General features: G+C 41.0%; 33 protein-coding genes. All 33 read left to right on the plus strand.

The features are described from left to right. Positions 1 to 54 precede the first annotated feature (54 nt). On the plus strand, positions 55 to 819 hold the full coding sequence (gene terS / locus ACH2DQ_RS02210) for a phage terminase small subunit (protein WP_395025371.1): 765 nt from the start codon (positions 55 to 57) through the stop codon (positions 817 to 819). Continuing rightward, positions 812 to 2,170 (plus strand): PBSX family phage terminase large subunit, encoded by a 1,359-nt coding sequence (locus tag ACH2DQ_RS02215; RefSeq protein WP_395025373.1) that lies wholly within the window; start codon positions 812 to 814, stop codon positions 2,168 to 2,170. Before terS ends, ACH2DQ_RS02215 begins: the two co-directional genes overlap by 8 nt. Before the next feature lie 15 nt (positions 2,171 to 2,185). Beyond that, complete coding sequence (locus ACH2DQ_RS02220) at positions 2,186 to 3,610, plus strand: phage portal protein (RefSeq protein ID WP_395025375.1); 1,425 nt, start codon at positions 2,186 to 2,188, stop codon at positions 3,608 to 3,610. After that, complete coding sequence (locus ACH2DQ_RS02225) at positions 3,591 to 5,177, plus strand: minor capsid protein (protein ID WP_395025377.1); 1,587 nt, start codon at positions 3,591 to 3,593, stop codon at positions 5,175 to 5,177. The genes ACH2DQ_RS02220 and ACH2DQ_RS02225 overlap by 20 nt, the downstream gene beginning before the upstream one ends. A 1-nt stretch (position 5,178) precedes the next feature. Then, positions 5,179 to 5,346, plus strand: coding sequence for a hypothetical protein (locus tag ACH2DQ_RS02230; RefSeq protein WP_395025379.1), 168 nt, complete (start codon positions 5,179 to 5,181; stop codon positions 5,344 to 5,346). 57 nt (positions 5,347 to 5,403) lie between these two features. Next, positions 5,404 to 5,589 carry a hypothetical protein gene (locus ACH2DQ_RS02235; protein ID WP_395025381.1) on the plus strand — a complete coding sequence of 62 codons (186 nt, stop codon included), beginning with the start codon at positions 5,404 to 5,406 and terminating at the stop codon, positions 5,587 to 5,589. Next, positions 5,586 to 5,813: a hypothetical protein gene (locus tag ACH2DQ_RS02240; RefSeq protein ID WP_395025383.1), complete on the plus strand. Its 228-nt coding sequence runs from the start codon at positions 5,586 to 5,588 to the stop codon at positions 5,811 to 5,813. Before ACH2DQ_RS02235 ends, ACH2DQ_RS02240 begins: the two co-directional genes overlap by 4 nt. After that, positions 5,803 to 6,090 carry a hypothetical protein gene (locus tag ACH2DQ_RS02245; protein WP_395025385.1) on the plus strand — a complete coding sequence of 96 codons (288 nt, stop codon included), beginning with the start codon at positions 5,803 to 5,805 and terminating at the stop codon, positions 6,088 to 6,090. The genes ACH2DQ_RS02240 and ACH2DQ_RS02245 overlap by 11 nt, the downstream gene beginning before the upstream one ends. Before the next feature lie 138 nt (positions 6,091 to 6,228). After that, complete coding sequence (locus ACH2DQ_RS02250) at positions 6,229 to 6,891, plus strand: DUF4355 domain-containing protein (RefSeq protein ID WP_395025387.1); 663 nt, start codon at positions 6,229 to 6,231, stop codon at positions 6,889 to 6,891. A 20-nt stretch (positions 6,892 to 6,911) separates the two neighbouring features. After that, entirely contained in the window at positions 6,912 to 7,949 is a 1,038-nt protein-coding gene (locus tag ACH2DQ_RS02255) for a coat protein (protein WP_395025389.1), read from the plus strand. Between the two features lie 26 nt (positions 7,950 to 7,975). Then, positions 7,976 to 8,305 carry a phage head-tail connector protein gene (locus ACH2DQ_RS02260; RefSeq protein ID WP_395025391.1) on the plus strand — a complete coding sequence of 110 codons (330 nt, stop codon included), beginning with the start codon at positions 7,976 to 7,978 and terminating at the stop codon, positions 8,303 to 8,305. After that, positions 8,280 to 8,651 (plus strand): hypothetical protein, encoded by a 372-nt coding sequence (locus tag ACH2DQ_RS02265; protein ID WP_395025393.1) that lies wholly within the window; start codon positions 8,280 to 8,282, stop codon positions 8,649 to 8,651. Before ACH2DQ_RS02260 ends, ACH2DQ_RS02265 begins: the two co-directional genes overlap by 26 nt. Beyond that, positions 8,648 to 9,178 carry an HK97-gp10 family putative phage morphogenesis protein gene (locus ACH2DQ_RS02270; protein ID WP_395025395.1) on the plus strand — a complete coding sequence of 177 codons (531 nt, stop codon included), beginning with the start codon at positions 8,648 to 8,650 and terminating at the stop codon, positions 9,176 to 9,178. The genes ACH2DQ_RS02265 and ACH2DQ_RS02270 overlap by 4 nt, the downstream gene beginning before the upstream one ends. Further along, the gene (locus ACH2DQ_RS02275) at positions 9,175 to 9,534 is read left to right on the plus strand and encodes a hypothetical protein (RefSeq protein ID WP_395025397.1); all 360 of its coding nucleotides are present in this window, start codon (positions 9,175 to 9,177) and stop codon (positions 9,532 to 9,534) included. Before ACH2DQ_RS02270 ends, ACH2DQ_RS02275 begins: the two co-directional genes overlap by 4 nt. 15 nt (positions 9,535 to 9,549) lie before the next feature. Continuing rightward, positions 9,550 to 9,987 carry a phage tail tube protein gene (locus tag ACH2DQ_RS02280; protein ID WP_395025399.1) on the plus strand — a complete coding sequence of 146 codons (438 nt, stop codon included), beginning with the start codon at positions 9,550 to 9,552 and terminating at the stop codon, positions 9,985 to 9,987. 19 nt (positions 9,988 to 10,006) lie between these two features. Beyond that, a complete protein-coding gene (locus tag ACH2DQ_RS02285; RefSeq protein WP_395025400.1) occupies positions 10,007 to 10,456 on the plus strand; it encodes a DUF6096 family protein in 450 nt (149 codons plus the stop codon). Between the two features lie 203 nt (positions 10,457 to 10,659). After that, positions 10,660 to 10,827 (plus strand): hypothetical protein, encoded by a 168-nt coding sequence (locus ACH2DQ_RS02290; RefSeq protein WP_395025402.1) that lies wholly within the window; start codon positions 10,660 to 10,662, stop codon positions 10,825 to 10,827. A gap of 11 nt (positions 10,828 to 10,838) precedes the next feature. Next, positions 10,839 to 14,348: a hypothetical protein gene (locus ACH2DQ_RS02295; RefSeq protein ID WP_395025404.1), complete on the plus strand. Its 3,510-nt coding sequence runs from the start codon at positions 10,839 to 10,841 to the stop codon at positions 14,346 to 14,348. Positions 14,349 to 14,406: 58 nt separating this feature from the next. Then, positions 14,407 to 15,606 (plus strand): zinc-ribbon domain-containing protein, encoded by a 1,200-nt coding sequence (locus ACH2DQ_RS02300; RefSeq protein ID WP_395025406.1) that lies wholly within the window; start codon positions 14,407 to 14,409, stop codon positions 15,604 to 15,606. Between the two features lie 46 nt (positions 15,607 to 15,652). Further along, positions 15,653 to 16,033, plus strand: a complete 381-nt coding sequence (locus tag ACH2DQ_RS02305) for a DUF6711 family protein (RefSeq protein WP_395025408.1) — start codon at positions 15,653 to 15,655, stop codon at positions 16,031 to 16,033. Positions 16,034 to 16,037: 4 nt separating this feature from the next. Continuing rightward, a complete protein-coding gene (locus ACH2DQ_RS02310; RefSeq protein WP_395025410.1) occupies positions 16,038 to 18,320 on the plus strand; it encodes a tail fiber domain-containing protein in 2,283 nt (760 codons plus the stop codon). Beyond that, positions 18,317 to 18,631 (plus strand): hypothetical protein, encoded by a 315-nt coding sequence (locus ACH2DQ_RS02315; protein WP_395025412.1) that lies wholly within the window; start codon positions 18,317 to 18,319, stop codon positions 18,629 to 18,631. The genes ACH2DQ_RS02310 and ACH2DQ_RS02315 overlap by 4 nt, the downstream gene beginning before the upstream one ends. A 14-nt stretch (positions 18,632 to 18,645) precedes the next feature. Further along, on the plus strand, positions 18,646 to 19,554 hold the full coding sequence (locus ACH2DQ_RS02320) for a hypothetical protein (protein ID WP_395025414.1): 909 nt from the start codon (positions 18,646 to 18,648) through the stop codon (positions 19,552 to 19,554). Positions 19,555 to 19,565: 11 nt separating this feature from the next. Next, the gene (locus tag ACH2DQ_RS02325) at positions 19,566 to 19,865 is read left to right on the plus strand and encodes a PF13754 domain-containing protein (protein WP_395025416.1); all 300 of its coding nucleotides are present in this window, start codon (positions 19,566 to 19,568) and stop codon (positions 19,863 to 19,865) included. After that, on the plus strand, positions 19,853 to 20,122 hold the full coding sequence (locus tag ACH2DQ_RS02330) for a hypothetical protein (protein ID WP_395025418.1): 270 nt from the start codon (positions 19,853 to 19,855) through the stop codon (positions 20,120 to 20,122). Before ACH2DQ_RS02325 ends, ACH2DQ_RS02330 begins: the two co-directional genes overlap by 13 nt. Continuing rightward, complete coding sequence (locus tag ACH2DQ_RS02335; RefSeq protein WP_395025420.1) at positions 20,122 to 20,298, plus strand: hypothetical protein; 177 nt, start codon at positions 20,122 to 20,124, stop codon at positions 20,296 to 20,298. The genes ACH2DQ_RS02330 and ACH2DQ_RS02335 overlap by 1 nt, the downstream gene beginning before the upstream one ends. A 1-nt stretch (position 20,299) precedes the next feature. Further along, the gene (locus ACH2DQ_RS02340) at positions 20,300 to 20,827 is read left to right on the plus strand and encodes a hypothetical protein (RefSeq protein ID WP_395025422.1); all 528 of its coding nucleotides are present in this window, start codon (positions 20,300 to 20,302) and stop codon (positions 20,825 to 20,827) included. A 97-nt stretch (positions 20,828 to 20,924) separates the two neighbouring features. Then, positions 20,925 to 21,323, plus strand: a complete 399-nt coding sequence (locus tag ACH2DQ_RS02345) for a hypothetical protein (RefSeq protein WP_395025423.1) — start codon at positions 20,925 to 20,927, stop codon at positions 21,321 to 21,323. Positions 21,324 to 21,464: 141 nt separating this feature from the next. Next, on the plus strand, positions 21,465 to 21,851 hold the full coding sequence (locus ACH2DQ_RS02350; protein ID WP_395025425.1) for a hypothetical protein: 387 nt from the start codon (positions 21,465 to 21,467) through the stop codon (positions 21,849 to 21,851). Between the two features lie 16 nt (positions 21,852 to 21,867). Then, the gene (locus ACH2DQ_RS02355) at positions 21,868 to 22,074 is read left to right on the plus strand and encodes a holin (protein WP_395025427.1); all 207 of its coding nucleotides are present in this window, start codon (positions 21,868 to 21,870) and stop codon (positions 22,072 to 22,074) included. A 38-nt stretch (positions 22,075 to 22,112) separates the two neighbouring features. Then, positions 22,113 to 23,639 carry an N-acetylmuramoyl-L-alanine amidase gene (locus ACH2DQ_RS02360; protein WP_395025429.1) on the plus strand — a complete coding sequence of 509 codons (1,527 nt, stop codon included), beginning with the start codon at positions 22,113 to 22,115 and terminating at the stop codon, positions 23,637 to 23,639. 112 nt (positions 23,640 to 23,751) lie between these two features. Then, positions 23,752 to 24,048 carry a DUF3467 domain-containing protein gene (locus tag ACH2DQ_RS02365; protein ID WP_395025431.1) on the plus strand — a complete coding sequence of 99 codons (297 nt, stop codon included), beginning with the start codon at positions 23,752 to 23,754 and terminating at the stop codon, positions 24,046 to 24,048. An 11-nt stretch (positions 24,049 to 24,059) separates the two neighbouring features. Further along, positions 24,060 to 24,333 (plus strand): hypothetical protein (locus tag ACH2DQ_RS02370; protein ID WP_395025433.1); only part of this gene is annotated, 274 nt, incomplete at its 3' end.

The raw sequence follows: 24,333 nt of genomic DNA on the forward strand, positions 1-24,333 counted from the left end.
GCAGGCTCTTTTATTATGCCTAAAATAAACATGACGATTGAGAGGTGGTGACACTTGGCAAGAGCACCAGATGTAAGATACGAACAGGCTTATGAGCTATTTAAACAGGGAAAGAAATTAGTTGAGATTGCAAGTCAACTAAATCTCCCGGACAGCACAGTGCGAAGATGGAAGTGTACACACAAGTGGGACAGCGAACGTTCGGACAACAAAAACGAGCGTTCGGAAAGAAAGCGGGGAGGGCAGCCAGGGAACCATAATGCAACCGGACCTCCAGGTAATAAGAACGCAGTAGGTAATCCGGGTGGTGCCGCCCCTCTTGGAAATAAGAATGCAGTAAAAACAGGAGAGTTTGAGACAATCTTCTTTGATACGCTGGAAGAAGATGAAAAGAAACTGATCAATAATCTGCCGGCAGATAAGGAAACACTGCTTTTGCAGGAGATCAAATTACTCACTGTCCGAGAACGCCGGATGCTTGAACGAATCTCAGAATTAAAAGAATTAAATTTTACGATTACAAAGAGGCGAAAAGGAACAGAGAAAGAGAAATATACAGATCTGGAAGAACATCAGGCAACACTTGGGCAGGTCCAATCAATAGAAGATGCTTTAACAAGGGTACAGGCAAGAAAGCAGAGGGCAATAGATTCCCTTCATAAATTTGGATACGATGACGCTCATCTTGATCTGGAAGTGATGAAGGTTGAACTCGCCATCATGAAGCAGGACAGCCCCGAAGAAGATACACCCGATGATGGATTCCTGGATGCATTAAACGCTTCTACAGCACAGATCTGGGGTGAAGATAATGTATGACAGAATACAGCAGTTAAAAGCAAGGATTGAGCGGATTAAGAAAAATAAGAATAGTGCAGCTATAAAACAGATATTCAGGTTTAAGCCATTCTCAATGAAGCAGAAAAAAGTGTTTACATGGTGGTGTGATACGTCACCTGTCAAAGACTTAGATGGTGTCATAGCGGACGGAGCAATCCGATCAGGCAAAACAGTAAGTATGTCATTATCGTTTGTTATGTGGGCGATGTCTATGTTCTTAGGACAAAACTTTGGGATGTGTGGTAAAACAATCGGATCTTTCCGAAGGAATGTATTGTTTTGGCTCAAACTGATGCTACGGAGCCGTGGATATAAAGTTCTGGATCACAGATCAGATAACCTGGTCGAAATCTCCATGAATGGTGTAACCAATTATTTCTATATATTTGGCGGTAAAGATGAACGCTCACAGGATCTCATTCAGGGAATTACTCTGGCCGGGGTCTTTTTTGATGAAGTGGCATTGATGCCGGAATCATTTGTGAATCAGGCAACCGGGCGTTGTTCCGTAGATGGGAGTAAATATTGGTTTAACTGTAATCCGGATGGGCCGTACCATTGGTTCAAAACGGAATGGATCGACAAGTGTAAGGAAAAGCATTTATTATACCTGCATTTTACGATGGAAGACAATTTAAGCCTTTCAGAGAAGATAAAGGAAAGATACCGGTCAATGTATACCGGTGTTTTCTTCAAGAGATACATCCTTGGACTGTGGGCAATGGCAGAGGGAATTATCTATGACATGTTTTCGGAGGATGTACATGTAAAAAGTATAACTGAAATTATAGATATTTTGATGAATAGTCCCAAGTATGTCAGCATCGACTATGGCACACAGAATGCTACAGCAATGCTTCTTTGGAATAAAGGGAGAGACGGAAAGTGGTACTGCATACGGGAATATTATTATTCAGGCCGGGAATCAGGCAGGCAGAGAACCGATTCCCAATATGCCGATGATCTCAAGAAGTTCCTGAATGGTACCAGGGTCCGGGCGGTTATTGTTGATCCGTCTGCAGCATCGTTCATTGCCGAGCTGAGAAAGAGAGGATATGCGGTGTTAAAAGGAAAAAATGATGTGTTAGACGGTATTCGTCTTGTCGCAACATTGCTAAATACCGGAATGATTGTATTTAGTGATGAATGCAAGAATACAGTGAAAGAATTTGCTTCTTATGTATGGGATAGTAAAGCTGCTGACCGCGGCGAGGATGAACCGGTCAAACAGCATGATCATGCAATGGACGCAGTCAGGTATTTTTGTTACACCGTACTGAATAACCAAACAGTAAGGATTAAAGATAAAACTAAATGTGGATTTCATTAAAGGAGGTGGGAACAATTGTATATATTTACTTATCCAAGAGACAGGTTTGACGAATTAAACATAGATAAACGGGAGGTTCTGCACCTCATAATGAAACATCAGTCCTATGCGCAAAAGATGTACCGGAATCTGAGATATTACGAGGGCAAGCATAAGATTTTAGAAGCAGCCAAGAAGGATGATCCAGATAACCGCTTGGTATGCAACCATGCAAAAGATATTTCTGATACGGCAAGCAGTTACTTCATCGGGAATCCAATTACGTACAAAAGTGAGGAAGACATCAATATATTACTGGAATCATTGGAAGCTGCCGGAGTTGATGAAGCAGATGGAGATAATGGACTGGATCTGTCAATCTATGGTCTGGCCTATGATTATACTTATACTAAAGAGAACGAAACAACACCAACAGTCAAAAATCTTTCAGCTTTGAACACATTCATGGTATACGATGACAGCATCGAAGAAAATGAACTGTTTGCGGTTTATTACTACAGGCAGAAGGATGACACAGATAAGAAACCGGATAAATACATTGCCACAGTATTAACACAGAATTACAAATATGTGATGACCATACTGAACACGGAAGATCCACAGACAGTAACAGAACAGCCGGAACCGCATTTTTATGATGAGATTCCCATAACAGAATATCGTAATAATAAACTCGGGATTGGAGATTTTGAATTACAGATCCCATTGATTGATGCGTACAATACATTGATGTCAGACCGGATAAATGACAAGGAGCAGTTCATAGATGCAATACTTGCTGTTTATGGTACTCTTTTAGGGGATGAGACAATAGAAGCCGGGGACCAGCAAAATCAATTAATCCAGCCAAACCAGTCAGACGAAGCCATGAAACAGTTAAAGAAAAAGAAACTGGCAGAACTGCCGGACGGAACAAAGATGGAATACGTAACGAGAACGTTTGATGAAACTGGCGTTGAAATACTAAAAAAGGCAATTGAGCAGGACATCCATAAATTTTCCCATATTCCATGCTTAACAGATGAAAACTTTGCGGGTAATGTGTCCGGCGTAGCAATGGAATTTAAGCTTTTCGGAATGGAAAATATAACAAAGGTTAAGACCCGGTACTACAAGAAAGGTGTACGCAAGAGAATACGGTTATTCACAAACTTTCTGAGAAAAAAGGGTATTAATATTAATCCTGCAGGAGTTATTCCCACATTTACACGCGGGATGCCAAAGAACCTTCTTGAAATATCTCAGGTTATATCCAACCTATGGGGAAAGGCAAGTAAGAAAACATTACTTTCACAGATTCCTTTTGTGAAAGATGTAGATGCAGAACTGAATGCAGTGGAAAAGGAGTCAAAAGAAGCATTGCAACAGCAACAGGCCATGTTTGGTATAGGAAGCAACACGCCACCGGAAGGCGGTGAGGATGATGCCGAAGAAGAGTAATGCATACTGGGAGCGCCGCAAAGCGCAGAACATGTTCGATTATATGGCAGATGCAGAGCGGACAGCCAATGAGATATCAGCACTATATTTAAAAGCTTCGCGACATATAAGCGCAGAGTTAGATGCCATATTCGAACGCTATCGGAAAAAGCATCATTTGAGTGAGGCAGAGGCATACAGGCTTCTGAATCAGCTTCATGATAAAACTTCCATTAATGAGTTAAAAGAGGCACTACGGGCGGATAAAGCAGACAGGACAAAGGCTGATATACTTGCAGAACTGGAAAGCCCGGCATACCAGGCAAGACTGGAACGGCTGCAGCAAACGCAAAATCAACTCGACCTTACAATGCAGAACGTATACCAGCAGGAGAAGATAAAGAACACCAGTCACTATGTAGACCTGGCCAATCAAGCCTATTATAAAAGCATCTTCGATATACAGCAGCGCACTGGTTTGGGATTTAGCTTTAATGTTGTAGATGCCAAAGCAATAGACCGGGTTATTAACAGTAAATGGTCCGGGGAGAATTATTCGAAACGAATTTGGAGGAATACGCAGGCATTAGCGCAGGACCTAAAGGAAGAACTGCTTATTAATTTAGTAACCGGCAGAACGGACCGGGAAGCGGCAGAGATTATACAGAATAAATTTGCCAGTGGAGCAAGCGAGGCGCGCCGTCTTGTGCGGACGGAATCTAATAACCTGGCAAATCAAATGGAGATGAAATCTTACGAGGAATGCGATATTGAATGGTACCTGTATGTTGCAACACTGGATCTTCGAACATCTTCCAAATGCCGGGAACTGGATGAAAAAAGATTTAAGGTATCCGAACAGCAGCCAGGTAAGAATTGCCCGCCCATGCATCCTTGGTGCAGAAGCACTACTATCTGTGATATCACAGAGGAAGAACTTGCTGGGATGGAGCGTAGGGCAAGAGATCCAGTAACGGGAAAGAATATTAAAGTGCCTGCTAATATGACCTATAATGAATGGTACAAGAAACATGTGGCGAATAATCCTCTTGCACAGATAGAAGAGAAGAAAATACAAAATAGGTCAGAAGATCGGACGCAGTTTAAAGAGTATCAAAAGGTGTTGGGCAACAAGGCGCCTAAAACACTGGATTCTTTTCAGGAAATGAAGTATAATAATACTGATAAATATGAATTTACAAAGTTGGACTACAGCAGACGGAACAAACTTATAAACCACCCAGAATTGAAGCTGCCAAATGCAGAAAATGCAATTGCACCAGATCCCAAGTTTACAAAGTATCTTTTCGGCGGAGAGAATAAAGCAGGATTGGCAAAAGGTGCTGCATTCGATAGCCGGCTTGGCTATAATTCAAATAACTGGAAAGATATACAACGGGAAATTGTGGATAATGCGCCACATTACCCGGCAACATTTAAAGGCAATAACGGGTACGGCGACTTATACGAACAGAAGATTGTCCTGTATGGAAATAATGGTACTCCAGCAAATGTAGTTGTTGGCTGGATGAGTAAGCCGGACGGTGTAACAAGTATGACAAGTGCATATATTAAAGAGGTGAAGTAATATGGTAGTAAGGCAATATGATACAGTTCTATTAAAGAGTGGAGAAACAGCAGCCATTGTTGAAGCGTTTGACAACAAGGCGTTTATTGTAGACGTTGGGAACTCACCGGACGATTGGGAAACAAAAGATATTACAATAGATGACATAGAGAAAGTAATTGAAGGTTAATACCACCAGTCAAAAATGGCTAGGTGGTATTTTTGTACTCATTTTTAGGAGGAAACGATGGTAGGATTTTTACTGTACATGTTAGTAGTAATAATTATGTTTAATGCCAATATAGCCGTAATGGATTATGACAAAGGCGCCGCTATGAAGATTGCCTGTTTTGCATACGCTCTGGTATGGCCATTAGCAATCATTGTTATTATTTACTGTGTTATAAGAAAGAAAGGCGGTCGGTTGGAATGAAAAGGGTAAGCGTAAGTATAACAACCAATGGTGTTTGCGGCACTGAAATTACCATTAATGGAAAGGTACTCGATGGAGTGAGAGAATTTCATTTTTCGCAGAAAGCGGGTGAACTGCCGCAACTTTCTGTTTCACTACGGGCAACAGATGTAGTCGCAAATGGCACAGAAGTATATGAAAGCAACCATTTAGAAAAGAACGGAGGCTGCATAGATGTTATATAGAAAAAAACCAGTTGCTGTAGAAGCAATGAAAATAAGTTATTCGAACTTGCAGGAAATCATGAAATTTTGCGCTGTATGTGTACCCGAATACAGTTTTATTGAATATGCAAATCTGGATGGAACGCATTATTGCCGTGAATTTGAAGGGCTGAAAATACGCACGCTTGAGGGTGAAATGACTGCCCGTGTAGGCGATTACATTATAAAAGGAGTGAATGGTGAGTTTTACCCATGCAAGTCTGATATTTTTAATAAAACATATGAATTAGTATTGTAGAAAGGCGGTGATCCTTAGCATCTCCCTTTGGGACGCAGGGTGAGGCGTCTTATTTTGTGCCCGAAATGGCCTAAAACTAAAATAAACGTTATGCAATGGTCTGGGCATGGAACGGGCTGGGGCAGAAAGGGGTAATAAATGAGAAAGAAATATTTTGGATATTGCAAAGTTCCAATGAACTTACAGATTTTTGCAGAAGGAGACGGTGCCGGGGCAGATGACGGTCAAGGCGGCGGAGCCGGAGGTGAAGGAGAAGGCGCGGAGGGAACAGAACCTAAAAGCTTTGATGACATCTTAAAAGATGGAAGTTATCAGGCGGAGTTTGACCGAAGGATACAAAAGGCGCTTGAAACACAGAAGTCTAAGCTGGAAGTATTAATGAATGACAAAGCTTCCGAAGCTGAGAAGCTTGCGAAGATGAATAAGGAAGAGAAAGCGCAGTACTTACACCAGAAGAGAGAAAAGGAACTGGCAGACAAAGAGGCAGCCATTACCAGGCGTGAGTTAACAGCAGAAGCAAAAGTATCTCTGGCGGATAAAGGTCTTCCAGTTGAACTGGCGGAAGTGTTAAATTACACAGATGCAGATGCTTGCAAGGCATCCATAGAGGCGGTAGAAGCAGCTTTCCAGAAGGCAGTGGAGAAATCTGTGGAAGACAGGTTAAAAGGTGGGAAACCGCCCAAGAAAGCGCCAGAGGCGGAAACAATAACAAAGGAAAGCTTCAGCAAGATGGGCTACACAGAACGATTAAAACTAAAAGCAGAGCAGCCGGAATTATACAAACAGTTATCCGGCAACTAAAGAATTGGAGGAAATAATTTATGGCAGGAACAATTTTCGGAATCCCGTTTGATGACGAGATTTTTATGAACATGTGGAACGAAGCACCAGACCCATACTTAACGGCTATGGTTCAGTCTGGGGCTATGGTAGAAGATGGTACAATTGCAGGCATGATCCAGGGACAGGGGAATATTTATACAGTCCCATTTTATAACACTCTGGATGGAGAAGACCAGAACTATGACGGTCAGACAGATATTACCGTATCTGAAATTGGCGGCGGTTCACAGACCGGCGTAGTTTATGGCAGGGCAAAAGGATTCTTCGCAAGGAATTTTACAGCGGAGTTATCCGGATCAGATCCAATGGGGCATATTGTTGCAACCATTGGAAGATACTGGCAGAAGAGAAGACAAAAGAGATTAATTGGTATTACAGATGCTATTTTTGGTATCACTGGTGCAAACGGATTTGCGAAGACATGGGCCGACACACACACACTGGATTTGTCTTCAACCACAGCAAATGCAAAGAAGATCGCAGAGACCGATTTGAATGATCTGGCGACACAGGCTTGTGGAGATAATAAGGGTTCTTTTGGATTGGCTATTATGCATTCAAACGTGGCTAAGACACTGGAAAATCTGCAGTTGTTAGAATACTGGAAGCAGACAGATTCTAATGGTGTTCAGCGCCCTATGGGGCTGGCTTCCGTAAATGGGTATACGGTAATTATTGATGATGGTGTACCATGTGTGGCAACTGGCGGTTCTGGAGAAAACAAAGACCTTAAAAAGTATACGACATATCTGTTTGGAAATGGCGTATTAAGAACAGCAAAAGGCAGAGTAGATGTTCCGGTAGAAACAGTCAGGGAAGCAAAGAAAAACGGCGGTCAGGACGAACTGATTACTCGTATGAGGGAGACGATCCATCCAAATGGATTCAGTTTCAAGATTCCAACGTCTGGATGGACGGAATCCCCTACAGATGCGCAGCTTTTTGCAAAAGCGAACTGGGAAATTAAATTTGACCCGAAAGCATTACCGATTGCCCGCCTTATCACAAACGGATAAGGATGTGAGAATAAGGATGTGAGAAAATGTATAGTTCTAAGGAAATATATAAACTGCAAATACTGACCGGAGAGAGTGACGAAGAGTTGCTCTCTTTTTTGCTAGAAGATGCAGAACAGTTTGTACTTAGCTACACAAACCGAACCAAAATAATTGCAGGATTAGAAAAGACAGTACGGGATCTGGCTTTAATTGCGCTTAACCGCAGGGGTACAGAGGGTGAAGCAAGCCGGAGCGAATCCGGTGAAAGTTACAGCTTCGATAATGCCCCAAAGCATATTTACGATGTACTGGACCGGTACCGCCTGGCAAGAGTAGGGGGAAAGACCTATGAGAATAAAGCAGAGCAGGCTTAAAATTTATTATGTGCGAAGGGCCGTATCCAAAAAGGACAGCGAAAAGAATACTTATATTGATTATTTGCCGGCAACACTATTTTCAGGTGTGGTATGGCCCGCCAGTGGCAAGCTGCAGGCGGAGATATATGGACAGCGGCTTGCGTCCATCATGAATTGTAAAATAAATGGTCTGTATTCTATTCAGCCTGAGCGGAATAAGAACAATTATGTTTTCCAATCCGGATTAGTCCTCTGCGAAGGTGATGGGGTTTGCGTATATGTTCCACCAGATGCACAGCCCGATTATAAGATCGTCTCTATTAAGCCATATGATCCGTTATATATGGAGCTTGAAAAGTTATGAGCATAGAGGGATTAGACAGCCTGAACAGGAAACTAGGGGCATTGGCAGATCGGGTAATAGAACAGGAAATGGAAAAGGCTGTGGGAAGGCAAGCCAAGATGGTACAGGGTAAAGCAAAGCTGTTATGCCCAGTAAATGATGGAGAACTTCGCAACAGCATAAAAACAATGGTGGAGAGACGGGAAGACCGTATCACCGGCATTGTTTATACGAATAAAAAGCATGCACCATACGTGGAGTTTGGCACCGGGCCAAAGGGGGAAGCTGATCATGATGGCATTGCACCGGATATAGCGGTAGCTTATTCGCAAAAACCCTGGTGGATACATGAAAGCCAGGTGGATAAAGAGACAGCAGAGCAATATCACTGGTTTAAGCTAGAAACCAGTGACGGCATCTTCTATCAATGTACTGGTCAGGCGGCACAGCCATATATGTATCCTGCGCTTAAAGATAATGAAAAGACAGCAGTGAAAAATATGGGGCAATACCTTGCAAGGAAAATCCGGGAGGAAGCGAAAAAATGATTAATGTAAAAGACCAGGTAGGGAACGCACTGGAAAGGGCATGTGGGAATGTAACAGACACTTATCCCAAGAGCTGGGCAGAACTCCCGGCGGTGCAGTTCGTGGAAGAAGATAACAGCGTAGTGGAATGGACAGGCGGCCAGGAGCAGAAAGCATACTTAAGATACCGGGTAGACATCTGGGATAACAAAAGCACTTCTGAGACAGCTTTGGGGGTTGACAGGGAAGTATCTAATCTGGGATTACGGCGTATTGCCTGCCAGGATGTGGATGATCCCAGCGGGTTAAAACATAAGTTAATGCGATACGAGGGAATTATAGATGTTCATACTGAGATGGTATACCAAAACAATTAAAGAGAGGATGATATTATGTTAGCAAATGGAATTACATTAGGATATAAGGAAACAAGTTCAGGAAACACATATACAGATTTAACAGGACTTAAGGAGGTACCGGAATTAGGAGTGGATCCGGAGAAAGTAGAAAACACGCCTTTATCCGCAGAAATAAAGCAATATGAAATGGGTATCGGGGATGCAGGCGATCTGTCGTATAAATTTATTTATGACAATACAGCGAACTCTTCCTACCGAAAACTTAGAGCGCTTGCGGATGCCAAGAAAAAAGTCCCATTTGAACAGGCTTTACCGGATGGAACCAAATTTGATTTTGAGGCGCAGTGCAGTGTAAAACTTGGTGGTGGCGGTGTGAATGCAGCAATGGAATTTACACTTAGTCTGGCTCTGCAGAGCAAGATTACCGTAGTTGATCCAACAGCAGCCCCGGCAAACTTATCAAGCAAATAACTCAGGAGGATGATAAAAAATGGAATTTAATGGAATAGATGAAGAGATTAAGGAAGAAGTAAAAGAAGAAAATCCCGTCAAATGTGATGTTGTAGAAATGAAACCAAAGAGAAAACCGTTTGTAGTCTGGACCGTAGGCGGAGAAGACTACAGGCTTAAGCTTAAATCCACGGAAATATGCCAGATTGAAGCAAAAATGAATATTGACCTGTTTGAAGCACTGACTAAGGGAAAGCCGCCGCTTCATATAATGCTCATAGCAATCCAAGGGGCGTTACAGAGCATGAACCACAAGATGAAGATTGCGGATGTACAGAACCTTTATGACCAGTACGTGGAAGAGGGCGGTACACAGCTAACTTTATTTACAGATGTCATTATGGAAATCCTGAAGGTATCCGGTTTTTTTACGAGGAATCAGGTGGAGATCATGGAAGAAAGCCTGGAGAATGTCAAGGAACTCCTGTAAAAACCACACTGACAGAGTTAATATACAGTGTTTATCCGGTTGCACTGGATCTGGGCATATCTATAGAAACATTCTGGGATCTGTCCTATGGAGAGATTATCGACTTAATAGAGAGCCGATCCAGGGTAAACCGGCAGGAAATAAAGGATAAGATAACGAGGGACTTTGAACTTGCGGGGCTGATCGGGATTCATGTGTACAAGATGATGGATAAGGATGTTAAAATTCCAAACGCCTGGGACTGGTACCCTGGCTTGTTCGAAGAGGAAAGAAAGCAGTATGAAGCATCCCTGAATAAAACCGGAATGGAACTATACAAGGCTAAGATGGTTGATTTTGCACTCAGCCACAACAGCAGATTTAAAAAATAGCAGGGAAGGAGGTGGACGGCATAGGCGGTGGAGAAACATTAGAGACTTTACGCGTGGTTATAGAGGCTACTACAAGACCGTATCGAGAGGAATTAGACAGGGTAAGAACGGCTACAGCGCAGGCTACGGACCGGGTAGAGCGAGAAACAGCAAAGATGTCAAAGGCATTTAGCAAAGTAGGTTCTGCAATAAAAATGGCGCTTGGTGCGGTAAGCATCGGCGCTATTACTTCGTTCGCAAAATCCTGCATTGATCTGGGATCGGATCTTGCGGAAGTGCAGAATGTTGTAGATGTTACGTTTGGCAGCATGAGTTCAGAGGTGGATAAGTTTGCCAAGAATGCCATAGCACAGTTTGGATTATCGGAACTGACCGCTAAGAAGTACATGGGTACTTACGGCGCTATGGCAAAGGCGTTCGGAATGAATACACAGCAGGCTTACGACATGTCAGCGGCGATTACCGGATTGACCGGTGATGTGGCATCTTTTTACAATCTGTCTACAGATGAATCATATACAAAACTAAAATCAATTTTTACCGGTGAGACAGAATCCCTGAAAGATTTGGGCGTAGTTATGACGCAGACGGCACTTGACCAGTATGCGCTTAATAACGGATTTGGCAAAACGACGGCAAAGATGACCGAACAGGAAAAAGTTATGCTGCGTTACCAATTTGTTATGGCACAGTTAGGCATTGCCCAGGGGGATTTTGCCCGTACAAGCGACGGATGGGCAAACCAGACGCGTGTCCTGCAGCTTCGGTTTGACCAGTTAAGGGCTACAATTGGGCAGGGGTTAATTAATGCCCTTACACCAGTATTAAAGATCTTAAACGGGATTATAGAGCGCCTGCAGGTAGCGGCCCAGGCATTTACCGCATTTACGGCTGCGCTATTTGGAAAGTCCACACAGCAAAGCACAAACCCGGTTCCAAAGCAAGATATCGGGGGCGGAAGCGATTTAGCAGACAGCACGGGGCAGGCGGCGGATAACACCGGAGATATTGCAGGAAATTTAAAAGATGGAGCAGAACAGGCGAAAAAGATACAGCTTGCGCTTATGGGATTCGACCAGATCAACAAGCTTTCAAGCCCGCTTGATGATACAAATACTCCATCAGGAGGCGGTACAGAAATACCGGGATATGATGGCCTTGATGGAAGTGTCCTATCCGATGTAAATGAGGAATTAGAAGATATAAATAAAAATGCAGAAAAGGCAGCGAATGCAGTAAAAAACTTCTTAAAAGGAGTAAAAGAAGCTGCAGAGCCAACTACAAAAGCATTAAAAAGACTGTGGGATGAGGGGCTATCCAAGCTGGCAAACTTTACATGGACAGCGATAAAGGATTTTTGGGAAAACTTCCTGAAACCTATGGGGAAGTGGATGCTGGGAGAACAAGGATTGCCCAGATTCCTGAATATAACAAACGATTTATTAAATGAAATAGATTGGAAAAAGCTTAATAAATCACTGTCTGATTTGTTTACTGAGTTGCAGAAACCGGCTCAGTTTGTTTGGACGGGGTTAATGGATTTTTACGAGAACTTTTTGAAACCATTAGCAAAATGGAGTATGAACGAAGGGCTACCAAGGTTTATAGATGCAACCAAGGATATGATTGCAAATATTAACTGGGATCTTTTGAATGAAGGATTAAAAAAGGTTTGGAAAGCAATCGAACCATTTGCGGAAGGTGTGGGCGAAGGGCTTGTGGAATTTTATGAAGCACTGACAGTAGTTGGGGCAGCTGCTATGAATGGAATAGCGGTGGCTATTAACGCATTAGGTGACGCCCTGGGTTCTATTGATCCACTTACATTAAAAGAACTTGGAGAAGATTTTGGAGTGTTAGCCGGATCGTTTTTTTTATTAAACAAATCAAAAAAAGTAATGAATAAGTTAAAAAGTTTTTTAGGATCATTAACAGGAATGAACTTTACGAATTTAAAATCGTTAGATTTATCCTCATTGTTGGGAGGACTGGAGAACTTTGGAAGAGTCAATTTGTCTAGTCCGGCGTTTCAAAAAATGATGAATGATTTAATGGATAACTTGAGCGATATTTTGAAAGCTGGTCTTCCGGATCGTTTGTACAAAGTTTTGAGTAGTTCATTAGGTTATGCTTCGTTAGGATTTGTTGCGGGGTCAGTTTTTCCGGGAGCTGGAAATATTGCCGGCGCAATTATTGGAGGTATTATAGGCGCGTTAAGTGGAATGGATATTGACTGGAAAGGCTTGTGGGAAAGCCTGGTAAAAAAAATAAGCGATTTTGATTGGAAAGGACTTTTATTCTCGTGGGTTGATGGTATATTTAATTTTGATATGACAAAAGGCTTCTTCGAAGAAGCAAAAAAAAGATTTGATGCGGCATTTAACGCAGACGATTGGAAGGATATAGCTAAAAATATTGTATTAGGTATAGGTAATGGTTTTGCAGGTGCTGCAAGTTTTCTTCTGGAGCCAATAGGTGACTTTTTTAAAGGTTTGTGGGATGCATTTTGTGATACTTTTGGGATACATTCCCCAGCTAAAAAAATGGAACCAATAGGAAACAATATTGCGCTTGGAGTTTTAGAAGGTCTGAAAGGAAAAATATCTGATGTAATAGACTTTTGCACTACACTACCCGGAAAAGTTTTTGATGCAATAGGAAACATTAAAGATAAAGTATTACAAAAGGGAAAGGATATCATAGACGGCATAAAAAATGGATATGAAGAAAGTAAAGAATCAGGACTTTTATCCAAGGTCGTAAAGATTAAAGATGATGTGTTTTCGTCAATTGGGAATATAAAGGATAAGGTTCTTAGCAAGGGAAAAAATATTATTGAAGGTATTAAGCAAGGATATGAGAATAGTAAGCAAAACGGTCTTTTATCTCATGTAACCAGACTAAAAGACAATGTATTTTCTTCCATAGGAAATGTATTTGATAAAGTTACCCAAAAAGGCAAAGATATTATAGGCGGCATAAAAGATGGTATTGACGATAAAAAGGATTCTTTAACTACGGTTGTATCTGGCATTCCTGACTTAATCTCGAAGGGGATAGGCAGTTTAAATAACATCGGTAAAGGTGCAATACAATCCTTCATAGATGGTTTCGGGTCTCTATCTATACCATTGCCACATTTAGAAATAGGATGGGACGAACACTCAATTGGCGGGTTAAGTTTTTCAACACCTAATTTTAATGTAAATTGGTATGCTAGAGGCGGCTTCCCGGCAAACGGAGAGATGTTCATAGCCAATGAAGCGGGGCCTGAAATGATTGGTAAAATGGGTAACAGAAATGTTGTTGCCAATAATAAACAGATTGCGCAAGGCATTAAGGCCGCAGTAGTTGATGGAATGATGGAAGTGGCTGCTGTTATGGGTGGAAGCTCCAATAAAAGTGGTGAAGCACCAGTAATTGAATTTACTCTTATGACAGACTCAGAGACATTCTATAAAATTGTGCGAAAAGGAAAACAGAAATATGAGAACCGGTATGAGGTGATTGCCACAATATAGTTTACTTTCCTCTATACGTTTGGTATAATTTAGAAAAACGTATAGAGGGAGTGGTTATATGGCATTAGTAAAATGCCCAGAGTGTGGGTGGAAAATATCCGATAAAGCTGATTCGTGTCCTGGTTGCGGATATCCTATCAATAAAGATATAAATATGAACAAGAACCAATTAAATAAATGCCCATATTGTGGTGATCCAGTAAATGGAACAGATGAATATTGTGAAAGCTGTGGGATGAGATTGTCATCGTATAAAGATGAACATCAGAATAAATCTAACCAGTTTTTTTCTGATTCAAATAAAAGTAATCATTACTCAAATACAAAGCAAAAAAAAGGACGATATTTAAAACCAATTATATTTACAATTATATTATTTGTGTTTTTTGGCGTAATGTCCAATATAATAAACGATGATAAAGAAATAGCAGCAGATGGGAATGGTATTACTATTGAGACCGAGACTACTATGGCAAAAATTGATACACAATCAAAAAATAGTGCTGATGAGCCAGCGCCAGAATCGGTTTTCGCAATAGATATATTTTACTTAGATCTTTACAATAACTATGAAGATTATATAGATAAATATGTTACAATATCAGGTCCTATTGATTATGTCAGTAATGATAGCAGTTTTAGCATAAAAAAGGGAATAGACGGATTTACAGGGATGATATCAATCGATTTGTCCTCACCATACAAAACGGAAAAAGGAAAATATGTTTCGGTAACAGGGAGAGTTGACAGCAAAGTTTTAGGATATCTTTATTTGAAAGAAGCAATTGTTGAAAGCTATGGAAAATCATCTAAAAAAATTTATAAAAAGCAAAAAGAAGATTATGATGAAGTTAAAGCTAATGAGGCGCAATCTGAGCAGGAAAAAAGAAAAATAGAAGTAGATCAATTTATATCTGAGTGCAAAACTTACAATTATGATGAGCTTAGAAGAAATCCAGATGATTATTTAGGGGCGAAAATTAAATTGAATGTCAAAATAAATCAGGAGATGGACGGAGGGATATTCAATGGAGAGCCATATTATAGATGCAACGAAAATGATGATCTGGATATGTGGCTTGGTAATGAATATTTAGTGGAGCATTCAGAGGCATATAAAGAGAGTAATATTATAACAGATGACATAGTAACTATTTATGGAGAGTTTAATGGAGTAACTGAGGTAACGAGAGCATTAACTAAAACGAAAGAAAGTATACCTTCAGTAAAAGCTGTTAGTATTGAATTAAACAATTGATCTACGAAGAATTTACACCCACTTACACCTGTAGGTGGGTTTCTTATTGCCCAAAACGGAGGTGGTGTTATTGGCAATGTTAGAAATAAATGGGGCAGATGTAAAAGACCCTACCACATTCACCTGGGGTCTGCAGGACATATCGACATCCGAGGCAGGACGTACAGAAGATACGATCATGCATAAAAACCGGGTAGGACAGAAGCGAAAGATTTCTGTAAGCTGGGTAAATCCAACGCCACAGGAGACAGCCTCCATCCTGCAGGCAGTGAACCCAGAATATATACAGGTAACTTATCCAGACGCAATGAGTGGAACAAATGAGATCCGCACATTTTATGTAGGGGACAGGACAGCACCCATAAGGGCGTGGACCGTAAATTATAAGCGGTACACGTCCTTATCTTTTGATCTGATAGAAAGGTAAAGGAATGGTTAATACAAGTTTAGAATATAGAAAAGCCCTGTATGAAGATAAACGCTCATTCATACCAAAAGTAAATATATTACTTTCCAATGGTACAGTCTTAGAGCTGTCAGGAAGCCAGATCATGCAGGGCGGGGTGAAAATAGATGACGGTGTAAGCAGTCCGGGAAGCTTTGTCATCGGATCTGCAGTGATCGGGAAGCTTACACTGAATATAAACAACATGCAAGACGAATACAGCGACTATAATTTTACAGACGCAATAGTTACGGTGTTTGTAGGACTACAACTGGAGAGTCGCATTGAATGGCTTAAGAAAGGCATATTTAACGCAGATGATCCAACATCGACTCAAAGTATTATCACCCTGGAATGCCTGGACAATATGACCAAATTTGATAAGCAATATGATGGTAAATTAAGCTTCCCGGCCAATCTGCAGACTATTGTAAATTATTGCTGCAGTAAATGCGGGGTCATATTGAATACAACTCGATTTGACAATTACACCTACCGTATAGAAAAGTCCCCGTTTGGAGAAAACCCACAGGTAACATACAGGGAGATACTTGCTTACTGCGCCCAGATAGCCGGATGTTATGCCAGATGTAATGCTGATGGGCGCTTGGAGCTTAAGTGGTTTAACACGGCTGTATTTCCTGCATTAAATGAGTTGGATGGAGGGAATCTGGTAGATTACAACGGGACAAATGTAGATGGCGGAAACTTTATAAATTATAATTCGGGTGATTCTGCAGACGGTGGGGAGTTTTCGGATAAACAACCATATCATCATGTTTATAGTATGTCTTCCCTGAAAATAGCAGTAGACGATGTGGTAATAACAGGTATTAGTGTAACAGCAACAGACGGTAAAAATGCTGTAGGCGAAACACTGCCTGGAGAGACAATGTTAAATGGAAGCGAAGGATATGTGCTCAAAATTGATAGCAATCCTCTAATTGAATACGGCAAAGCTCTATCAGTAGCTAATTATCTAGGAGCAAAAATAAGAGGTATGAAATTCCGACCACTGGATACAAGCTGCCTTTCTGATCCATCTATTGAGGCAGGTGACTGTGCCATTGTAACTGACCGTAAAAATAATTCATACTATTGCTATATTACAAATTTATCATATACGATGGGGGGATATGAAAGCCTTTCGTGCGATGCCGAGACACCCGCCAGAAATTCATCCCAGAAATATGATCAAATAACTAAGGCGGCAATAAAAGCCAGAGAGGAAGCTAAAAAAGAGATATCAGCATATGATATCGCAGTGCAACAACTTAATAGCCTGGCACTAAACTCTCTTGGATACTACGAGACAATTACTAGAGAAGATGACGGAAGCATGATAAAGTACATGCACGACAAGCCCGAAATGAAAGACAGTGAGGTTGTTTACAAAAGATCCATAGATGGTTTTTTTATAAGCCTTGACGGAGGAGCAAATTTTGAAAGTGGATTCGATAAATATGGAAATGCTGTTTTGAATGTCATTCAGGCTATAGGTATTAACGCAGATTGGATCGAAGCAGGCAGGATAAAAAGTATTGATATAGAAGGATCTACAATAACTGGTTCTACATTCAAAAATACATCAGGTACTCTTGAAATAAGTAACGATGGGTGGTTATGTTCTCAAACTAAAAACAAAAATGTGACTTTAACACTAGGCAGCGCAGGAATTACCATTAGGGGGAACATAGAAGAAAATCCGGGTGAGGCACTACAAAGCTATGGGCTATCTGTATATGATACTTTTAATGATATTTCGGCATCGTATGATTCACGCGAAATATTCATAGCCAAAAACAGGGGTCCTGGAATAGAATTAGATACCATTTTTTGGCTAGATTTTAAAGAAAGGGATATGCAATGTTATTGTGAATCATCATTTTATAAACATGTTGCAATATTTAGCGATCTTTATGTGGAGGGTAGCATAAAAGCTGGGGGAATTATTAATGACTCTGATCCAAGGCTTAAAGATATTGAATCGCATATTACAGATGCAGAAAAAACCCTTAGCAAGCTTGAAACCATCATCTTTCGGTGGAAAGATGGAGAAGACAAAAAATTGCATATGGGTTTAAATGCAGATAATGTGCAAAAAGTATTCGGGGACGAATACGGCATAGTTTCGGAAGGCGGGGAAGGATACAAGGGTGTTTCTTATATAGAGATAATTCCACTACTTGTTTCGGCGGTAAATAGCCATTATGAACGTTTGGAAAGAATCGAAAAAAAGTTAGACAAATTATTGGAGGGGAACAGATGATTATTCTAATACGGCGAGGGAATGAAAAAGACTTCGATCCTTCTAAAATGCGCCCTGGTGAATTTGCAGTAATGCTGGATACCAAGAAAGTATTTGCAACTTTTGCGGCAGGCGAAGTAAAACAGCTTGCCACCATAGAAGACATGAAAGCCTTGTTAAACAGCACCAATGAGCAATTTGCCGCCCTGCAGGAGCTGTTAAAGCAATTAGAAAGCGGCGGTGCAGCCAGTATCCTTGCAGATCTTGCGCAGGCAAAAAAAGATATAGAAACGCTAAAATCAGACGTCCAGGGAGCCTTGGGCGTTATTTAAATGGAGGAAAAGACATGGCAGTAAAAACAGTTCAGGCCATTATAAATGGCCAAACCCATACGCTTACTTATAATAGTACTTCTAAAAAGTACGAAGCAACCATTACAGCGCCCTCTGGGTCATCTTACAATGTAAATGCTGGGCACTATTACCCAGTTACTGTAAAAGCTACGGATGAGGCAGGAAACGTAACAACTAAGGCAGACACAGATGCAACACTGGGTGAAAGCCTTAAGTTAAAAGTAAAAGAAAAGGTGGCACCGGTAATTACAATTACAGCACCTACGGCAGGCGCACGGATTACCAATAATAAGCCGACCATTGCATTTACGATAACAGATGCTGACTCCGGTGTTAATCCAGATACAATTAAAATTACCATTGGATCCAATGTTATTACATCCGGCATTACTAAGACGCAAAACGGCAAGAATTACACCTGCAGTTACGTTCCCGTTACAGCTCTCGCAGAGGGTAGCAACACAATTAAAGTGGATGCCTCTGATTTCGACGGGAATCCTGCAGTACAGAAAACCGTTACTTTCGTTGTAGATACAGTTCCACCAACACTGTCCGTAACAGCACCGGTGGATAACTTAATTACAAACCAGGCAGCATGCACGGTGACCGGAGTTACTAACGATGCAACTTCCAGTCCATGTACAGTAACAGTAAAACTGAATGCCGGCGCAGCGGAAGCCGTTACAGTTAACGCAGATGGTACATTTTCAAAAGCATTAACACTTGTTGCGGGAAGCAATACAATTACAGTTGTGTCAACGGATACTGCAGGGAAATCCAGTACAGTTACCAGAACAGTTACATTGGATCAGGTAGCGCCGACTATCAAGTCTGTAACGATTACGCCAAACCCGGTAGACGCTGGAACAACTTATATTATTTCTGTAGAAGTTACGGATTAGGCGGTGATCCTATGGCAGTAAAACGCTTGATAGGAAAAGTTGATCAAATAGAAATCGTATTTGAACGCATGGAAGGGGATCTGTGGCAAGTACAGGTCCCTGGAGATGAGGACTGCACATATATTTTAGAGCTGTATGCAGCTGATGAAGCTGGCAATGAAACATTTATGACCAGAATCTTCTTTATGTATGATGCTTCTAAGAAGACAGTCATTTTAAAGCCAATTCCATATAAGGCTATATTGCCCGCAAAAACATATTACGGTAGCAGAATTCTAAACGAAAAGGGGGTGGGCGGATGCTTAAAGTAAAGTTTGATATCGGAGAAGAACGGCATGTGCAGATTGAGATAACATCTGAAGCAGGCGGGGAATTTCTGATCCGGAATGCCACTTATGAACTTCTATCAGAGGATGAATCTTTGGAAGCAGAAGGCAGATGTGTAGTAGATGACCATGTCATAGATGCTTATATATGCCCACTGACTGCGGGAATGTATACACTAAAATACATTTATCTGATAGGTGATGAAACCTGGATTGAACCGGTAAGGGTGGTGGTATCGTAATGGCAGTAGCAAATATTGTTATAAACGATGTAAGCATAAGCCCAAACCCGGTTAATACCGGACAACAGTATAAATTAGCCGTTGGAATAGTTCCGGAGATATTTAAAATTACTACGATGGATGACTATTCTCTGGTTGATACTGATGGTTATATATTAATTTGTAAGGAGGAATAGCATGGCAACAAGAAAAATAGCGGACCTGACGCAGGCCACCACGGCGAGCGATGCGGATCTGATGGTCATACAGGATACGAGTAAAACTAAGAAAATAACATTTGCAACTTTGCTTACCAGCATTAAATCTAAACTTGGGGTAGGCACAGCGGCGAACTTGAACACGACAAGTAAAGAGATCGTAGGGGCGATCAATGAGATAAACACGAATTTGACTACCACATACAACTTCGACAGAATGTATAATCCCTGGTATATTTCCGGTAATGTAATAACTGATAAAGTAGGTAAAATTCTTATAGTAACAATTGCATTGCAGGCAAAATCCCCCTTACCATTAAATGTATGGCATAAACTTATAGCTCTGCCGGCTGGAACACGACCGAAGCATACATTTTATGGAAACTATGATAATGCAAATTATAATACAACAATAAAAGCGGAGTCGAACGGGGATGTCTTAGTGCTTACCAACAAAGCAATTGCTGCAAACGAGTGGCTTGTCGGAAGCATCATAATAGCCTTCTAAAAATAAATATTAAAAAATATGGTACCCGTAGGTAGACGTATCGGGTTTAAATCACACGCCAGAGAGGGTGAGCCTTAATTAAAGAAAGGATGATAATATGGAAAAAATCAAATTAATTAATAATGAAACTTTTGAACTTATTACCTGTGGAGTAGACAGCACACCGGAAAAGATTGTGTTCTTTATTTTGCCCGGTAATGCTACATTAACTGAGGTAGAAACAGCATTTAACCCTGAGAATACAAAAAAAATCTATAGGCTGTCAGCGCAGGATGAAGAAGAGCTGCAGCTTTATACAGGATATACTAAGCTTGTTGATATTGAGAAGCGAAAAGAAGCTGAAATTGATACAAATATCACAGAGACAGGTGAAGTTACACCAGTACTCGGTGATTTGATCCGGATCGAGCTAATTAAGCCGAACGAGACAGAAGAGAGAATAAAGTCTTTGGAAGAAACTGTTGACACTTTAACCTTAGAAATCTTAGGAATGTAGGAGGGCATGTGTATGTTTTATACAATTAAAAGAATTTATGGTAATACAAAAGATGTAGCGGTTGTAGAAAAAGCATTGGCAAAAGGTTGGATTACCATAGAAGAAAAAGAATTCATTTTCTCGGAGAAATAAGGAGGGCATATGGAAGCACGAGCAGGACCGAAAGGTCTTTTTATTATGCACAAAAATAATGGCACAAGGAGAGGGACGAGAATGAATGATGAAGAAGTGGCAGTAAAAATAGCGGAGCTTGGAAAGGATAGCAGATCTTTAAAAGCCCGTGTGGCAGATTTGGAAGCGCAGCAAAAGTGTATACAGGAACTGGCAATGTCAGTTAAGGAATTAGCGCTAAACATGAAAACGATGATGGAAGAACAGAAAAAGCAGGGAGACCGGCTGCAGAAGCTGGAAAACGAACCGGCAGAGCGTTGGAATAGTGCAAAGAAGACAGCATTTACAACCATAGTTTCTGTTATATCTGGGGCACTGGCAACTGGGCTGATCTTCATGGCAGTCCAATATTTATAGAAAGAGAGGATTTAAAATGGGTAAAATTACAAAGAATTGGTTAAAAGCAGCGGCAGTTAGAGCAATTAAAACGGTAGCACAGGCGGCAATTGCCAGCATTGGTACAACGGCAGCAATGGGAGATGTTAACTGGGTAATGGTTGGATCTACAGCGGCATTGGCTGGGGTATTGTCGGTATTAACATCGGTAGCAGGATTACCGGAAATCACGGAGGGCGAGTAAATCGCTCTCTTTTCTTTTTAGAAAGGATAGGTAACATTATGCAGATAAATAAGAAAATCACACCTTATAACCACTACAACGGTAGAAATGGTCAGGGAATACAATACATTGTTATACACTATGTCGGCGCCCTGGGTGGAGCAGAAGCAAACTGTACTTACTATGCTAGCGGAGATGTTGGAGCCAGTGCACATTACTATGTAGGATTTTCGGGAGAGGTCTGGCAGAGCGTGGAAGACAGCAACGGAGCATGGAGCGTAGGAGGGGGCAGACAGGGAAGCGGCGGCGGAGCATTCTACGGCAAGGCAAATAATTACAATACTTTAAACATAGAGATGTGCGTCCGGAAACGGAGTACTGCCACAATGAATGCCAATGACCAGGATTGGTATTACGAAGATGCTACAGTAAAAGCAACCATAGAGTTAACAAAGATGCTAATGCAAAAATATGGGATTCCAGTTGACCGGGTTATTCGCCACTATGATGTAAACGGGAAGATCTGCCCCAATCCTTATGTCCTGAATGAATCTGCATGGCATGCATTTAAAAAGAAGATTTCCGGAAGCACAGCGACAACCGGCACAAAGATTACTGGTAAAGCTACGGCTACAGCAGAGCAGATGCAAAAATATATTCAATCCAAAAATCCCATCGTGGCACAATCCGTTCTTGATATGGTTCCGCAGTACATCCAGGAAGGCAAGGCTGAAGGAATCCGCGGAGATATTGCATTTGCACAAAGCTGCCTGGAAACCGGAAATTTTACTTTTAAAGACAGCGCCGTCACCCTGGATCAGAACAATTTCTGCGGGATGGGTGTGACTCAAAACGGCATGAAAGGCAATTCCTTCCCCAACACAAAGACTGGTATCAGGGCGCAGATCCAACACCTTAAAGCTTATGCCTGCACAGATCCTTTAAAGAAAGAATGTGTAGACCCAAGATTTAACTTTGTAGAAAGGGGTTGTGCTGAGTATGTAGAGTGGCTGGGCATCCAGGAGAATCCAAAAGGCAAAGGATGGGCTGCAGGTAGCGGATATGGCGGCAAGATATTAAATATTATGGAGGCTATTACAGGTATAAAAGAAGAACAGCCTAAACCGGCACCAACGCCACAACCAGAACCGGAGCAAACCGGTACGTATAAAGTGCAGGCTGGCAGTTACAGCAACAAAGCAAATGCAGAAAAGCAGGTAACGGCACTTAAAAGTAATGGATACGATGCCATCATAAAAGAAGAAGCAGGACAATATAAAGTTCAGTGCGGCTCATTTTCTAATAAAAAGAATGCAGATATGTTAGTAAGACAGATCAAGAGTGCGGGCTTCGATGCCATTGTCAAAGGAACAGGCAATTCTATCTGGGTTGGAAAGTGCATAGGAGACGGTGTAAATGTCCGGAAAGGACCAGGGATTAATTATGGTAATATTGCAGGTCCATACCAGACATTAAATAAAGACAATCTGGTGGATGTTATAAATAAAGAATCCGGTTGGTACCAGATTCTAATAGATAAGAAGTATTCCGGGTTTATTGCGGAAAAATATATTATAAGGGCTTAATGACGGATGTTTGTTCTTGCTATATTTTAAACAGCCTTGCGCAGGTTCTTTTAGTTGAATAGAAAAAGAATATAGGTTATAATTAAGAAAAAAATGCGTGGAGGATAAGTATATGGAGAACAAAAATGAAGTTTCAGCAGCAGCAAACACCGATGATAACAAAGAGGTAAGAAACGAAGTATATGCAAATGGATTAACAATCAGCAACACTTTTTTTGATTTCTGTTTGCAATTTAAAAGAGAATTTATATACGAGGGCAAGGATAGTAGTCAACACAAAGATGTAGATAATGAAATAATAATTAGAATGAGCCCGCAGATGGCTAAAGCTATGAAAACATTGCTGGAAGGGAATTTAGACTCATACGAGAAAGAGTACGGATCTATCCCAAACTTTAAGAATGTATAGCAGGCAGTAATATGGGGAACGTTATAGAAACTGTAGACATATTAGGCGATAAAGTTATATGCTCCGATACCACCTGGACAGGGCATATAACATCAGGACATGCGATTATGTCTAACAACCTTAATGCTGTGAAAGATACCATAGAAGATCCAGATGTAATATATGAAAGCAATCAACATCCAGCAAGAAATGTTTACTTTAAGCAATCAAGCATATCGTCATATGACGCATATACTAAAGTGGTAACTCAAAAAAATGAAGGAAATATATGTTCTGTAGTATCTG

Source organism: Robinsoniella sp., assembly GCF_034124845.1.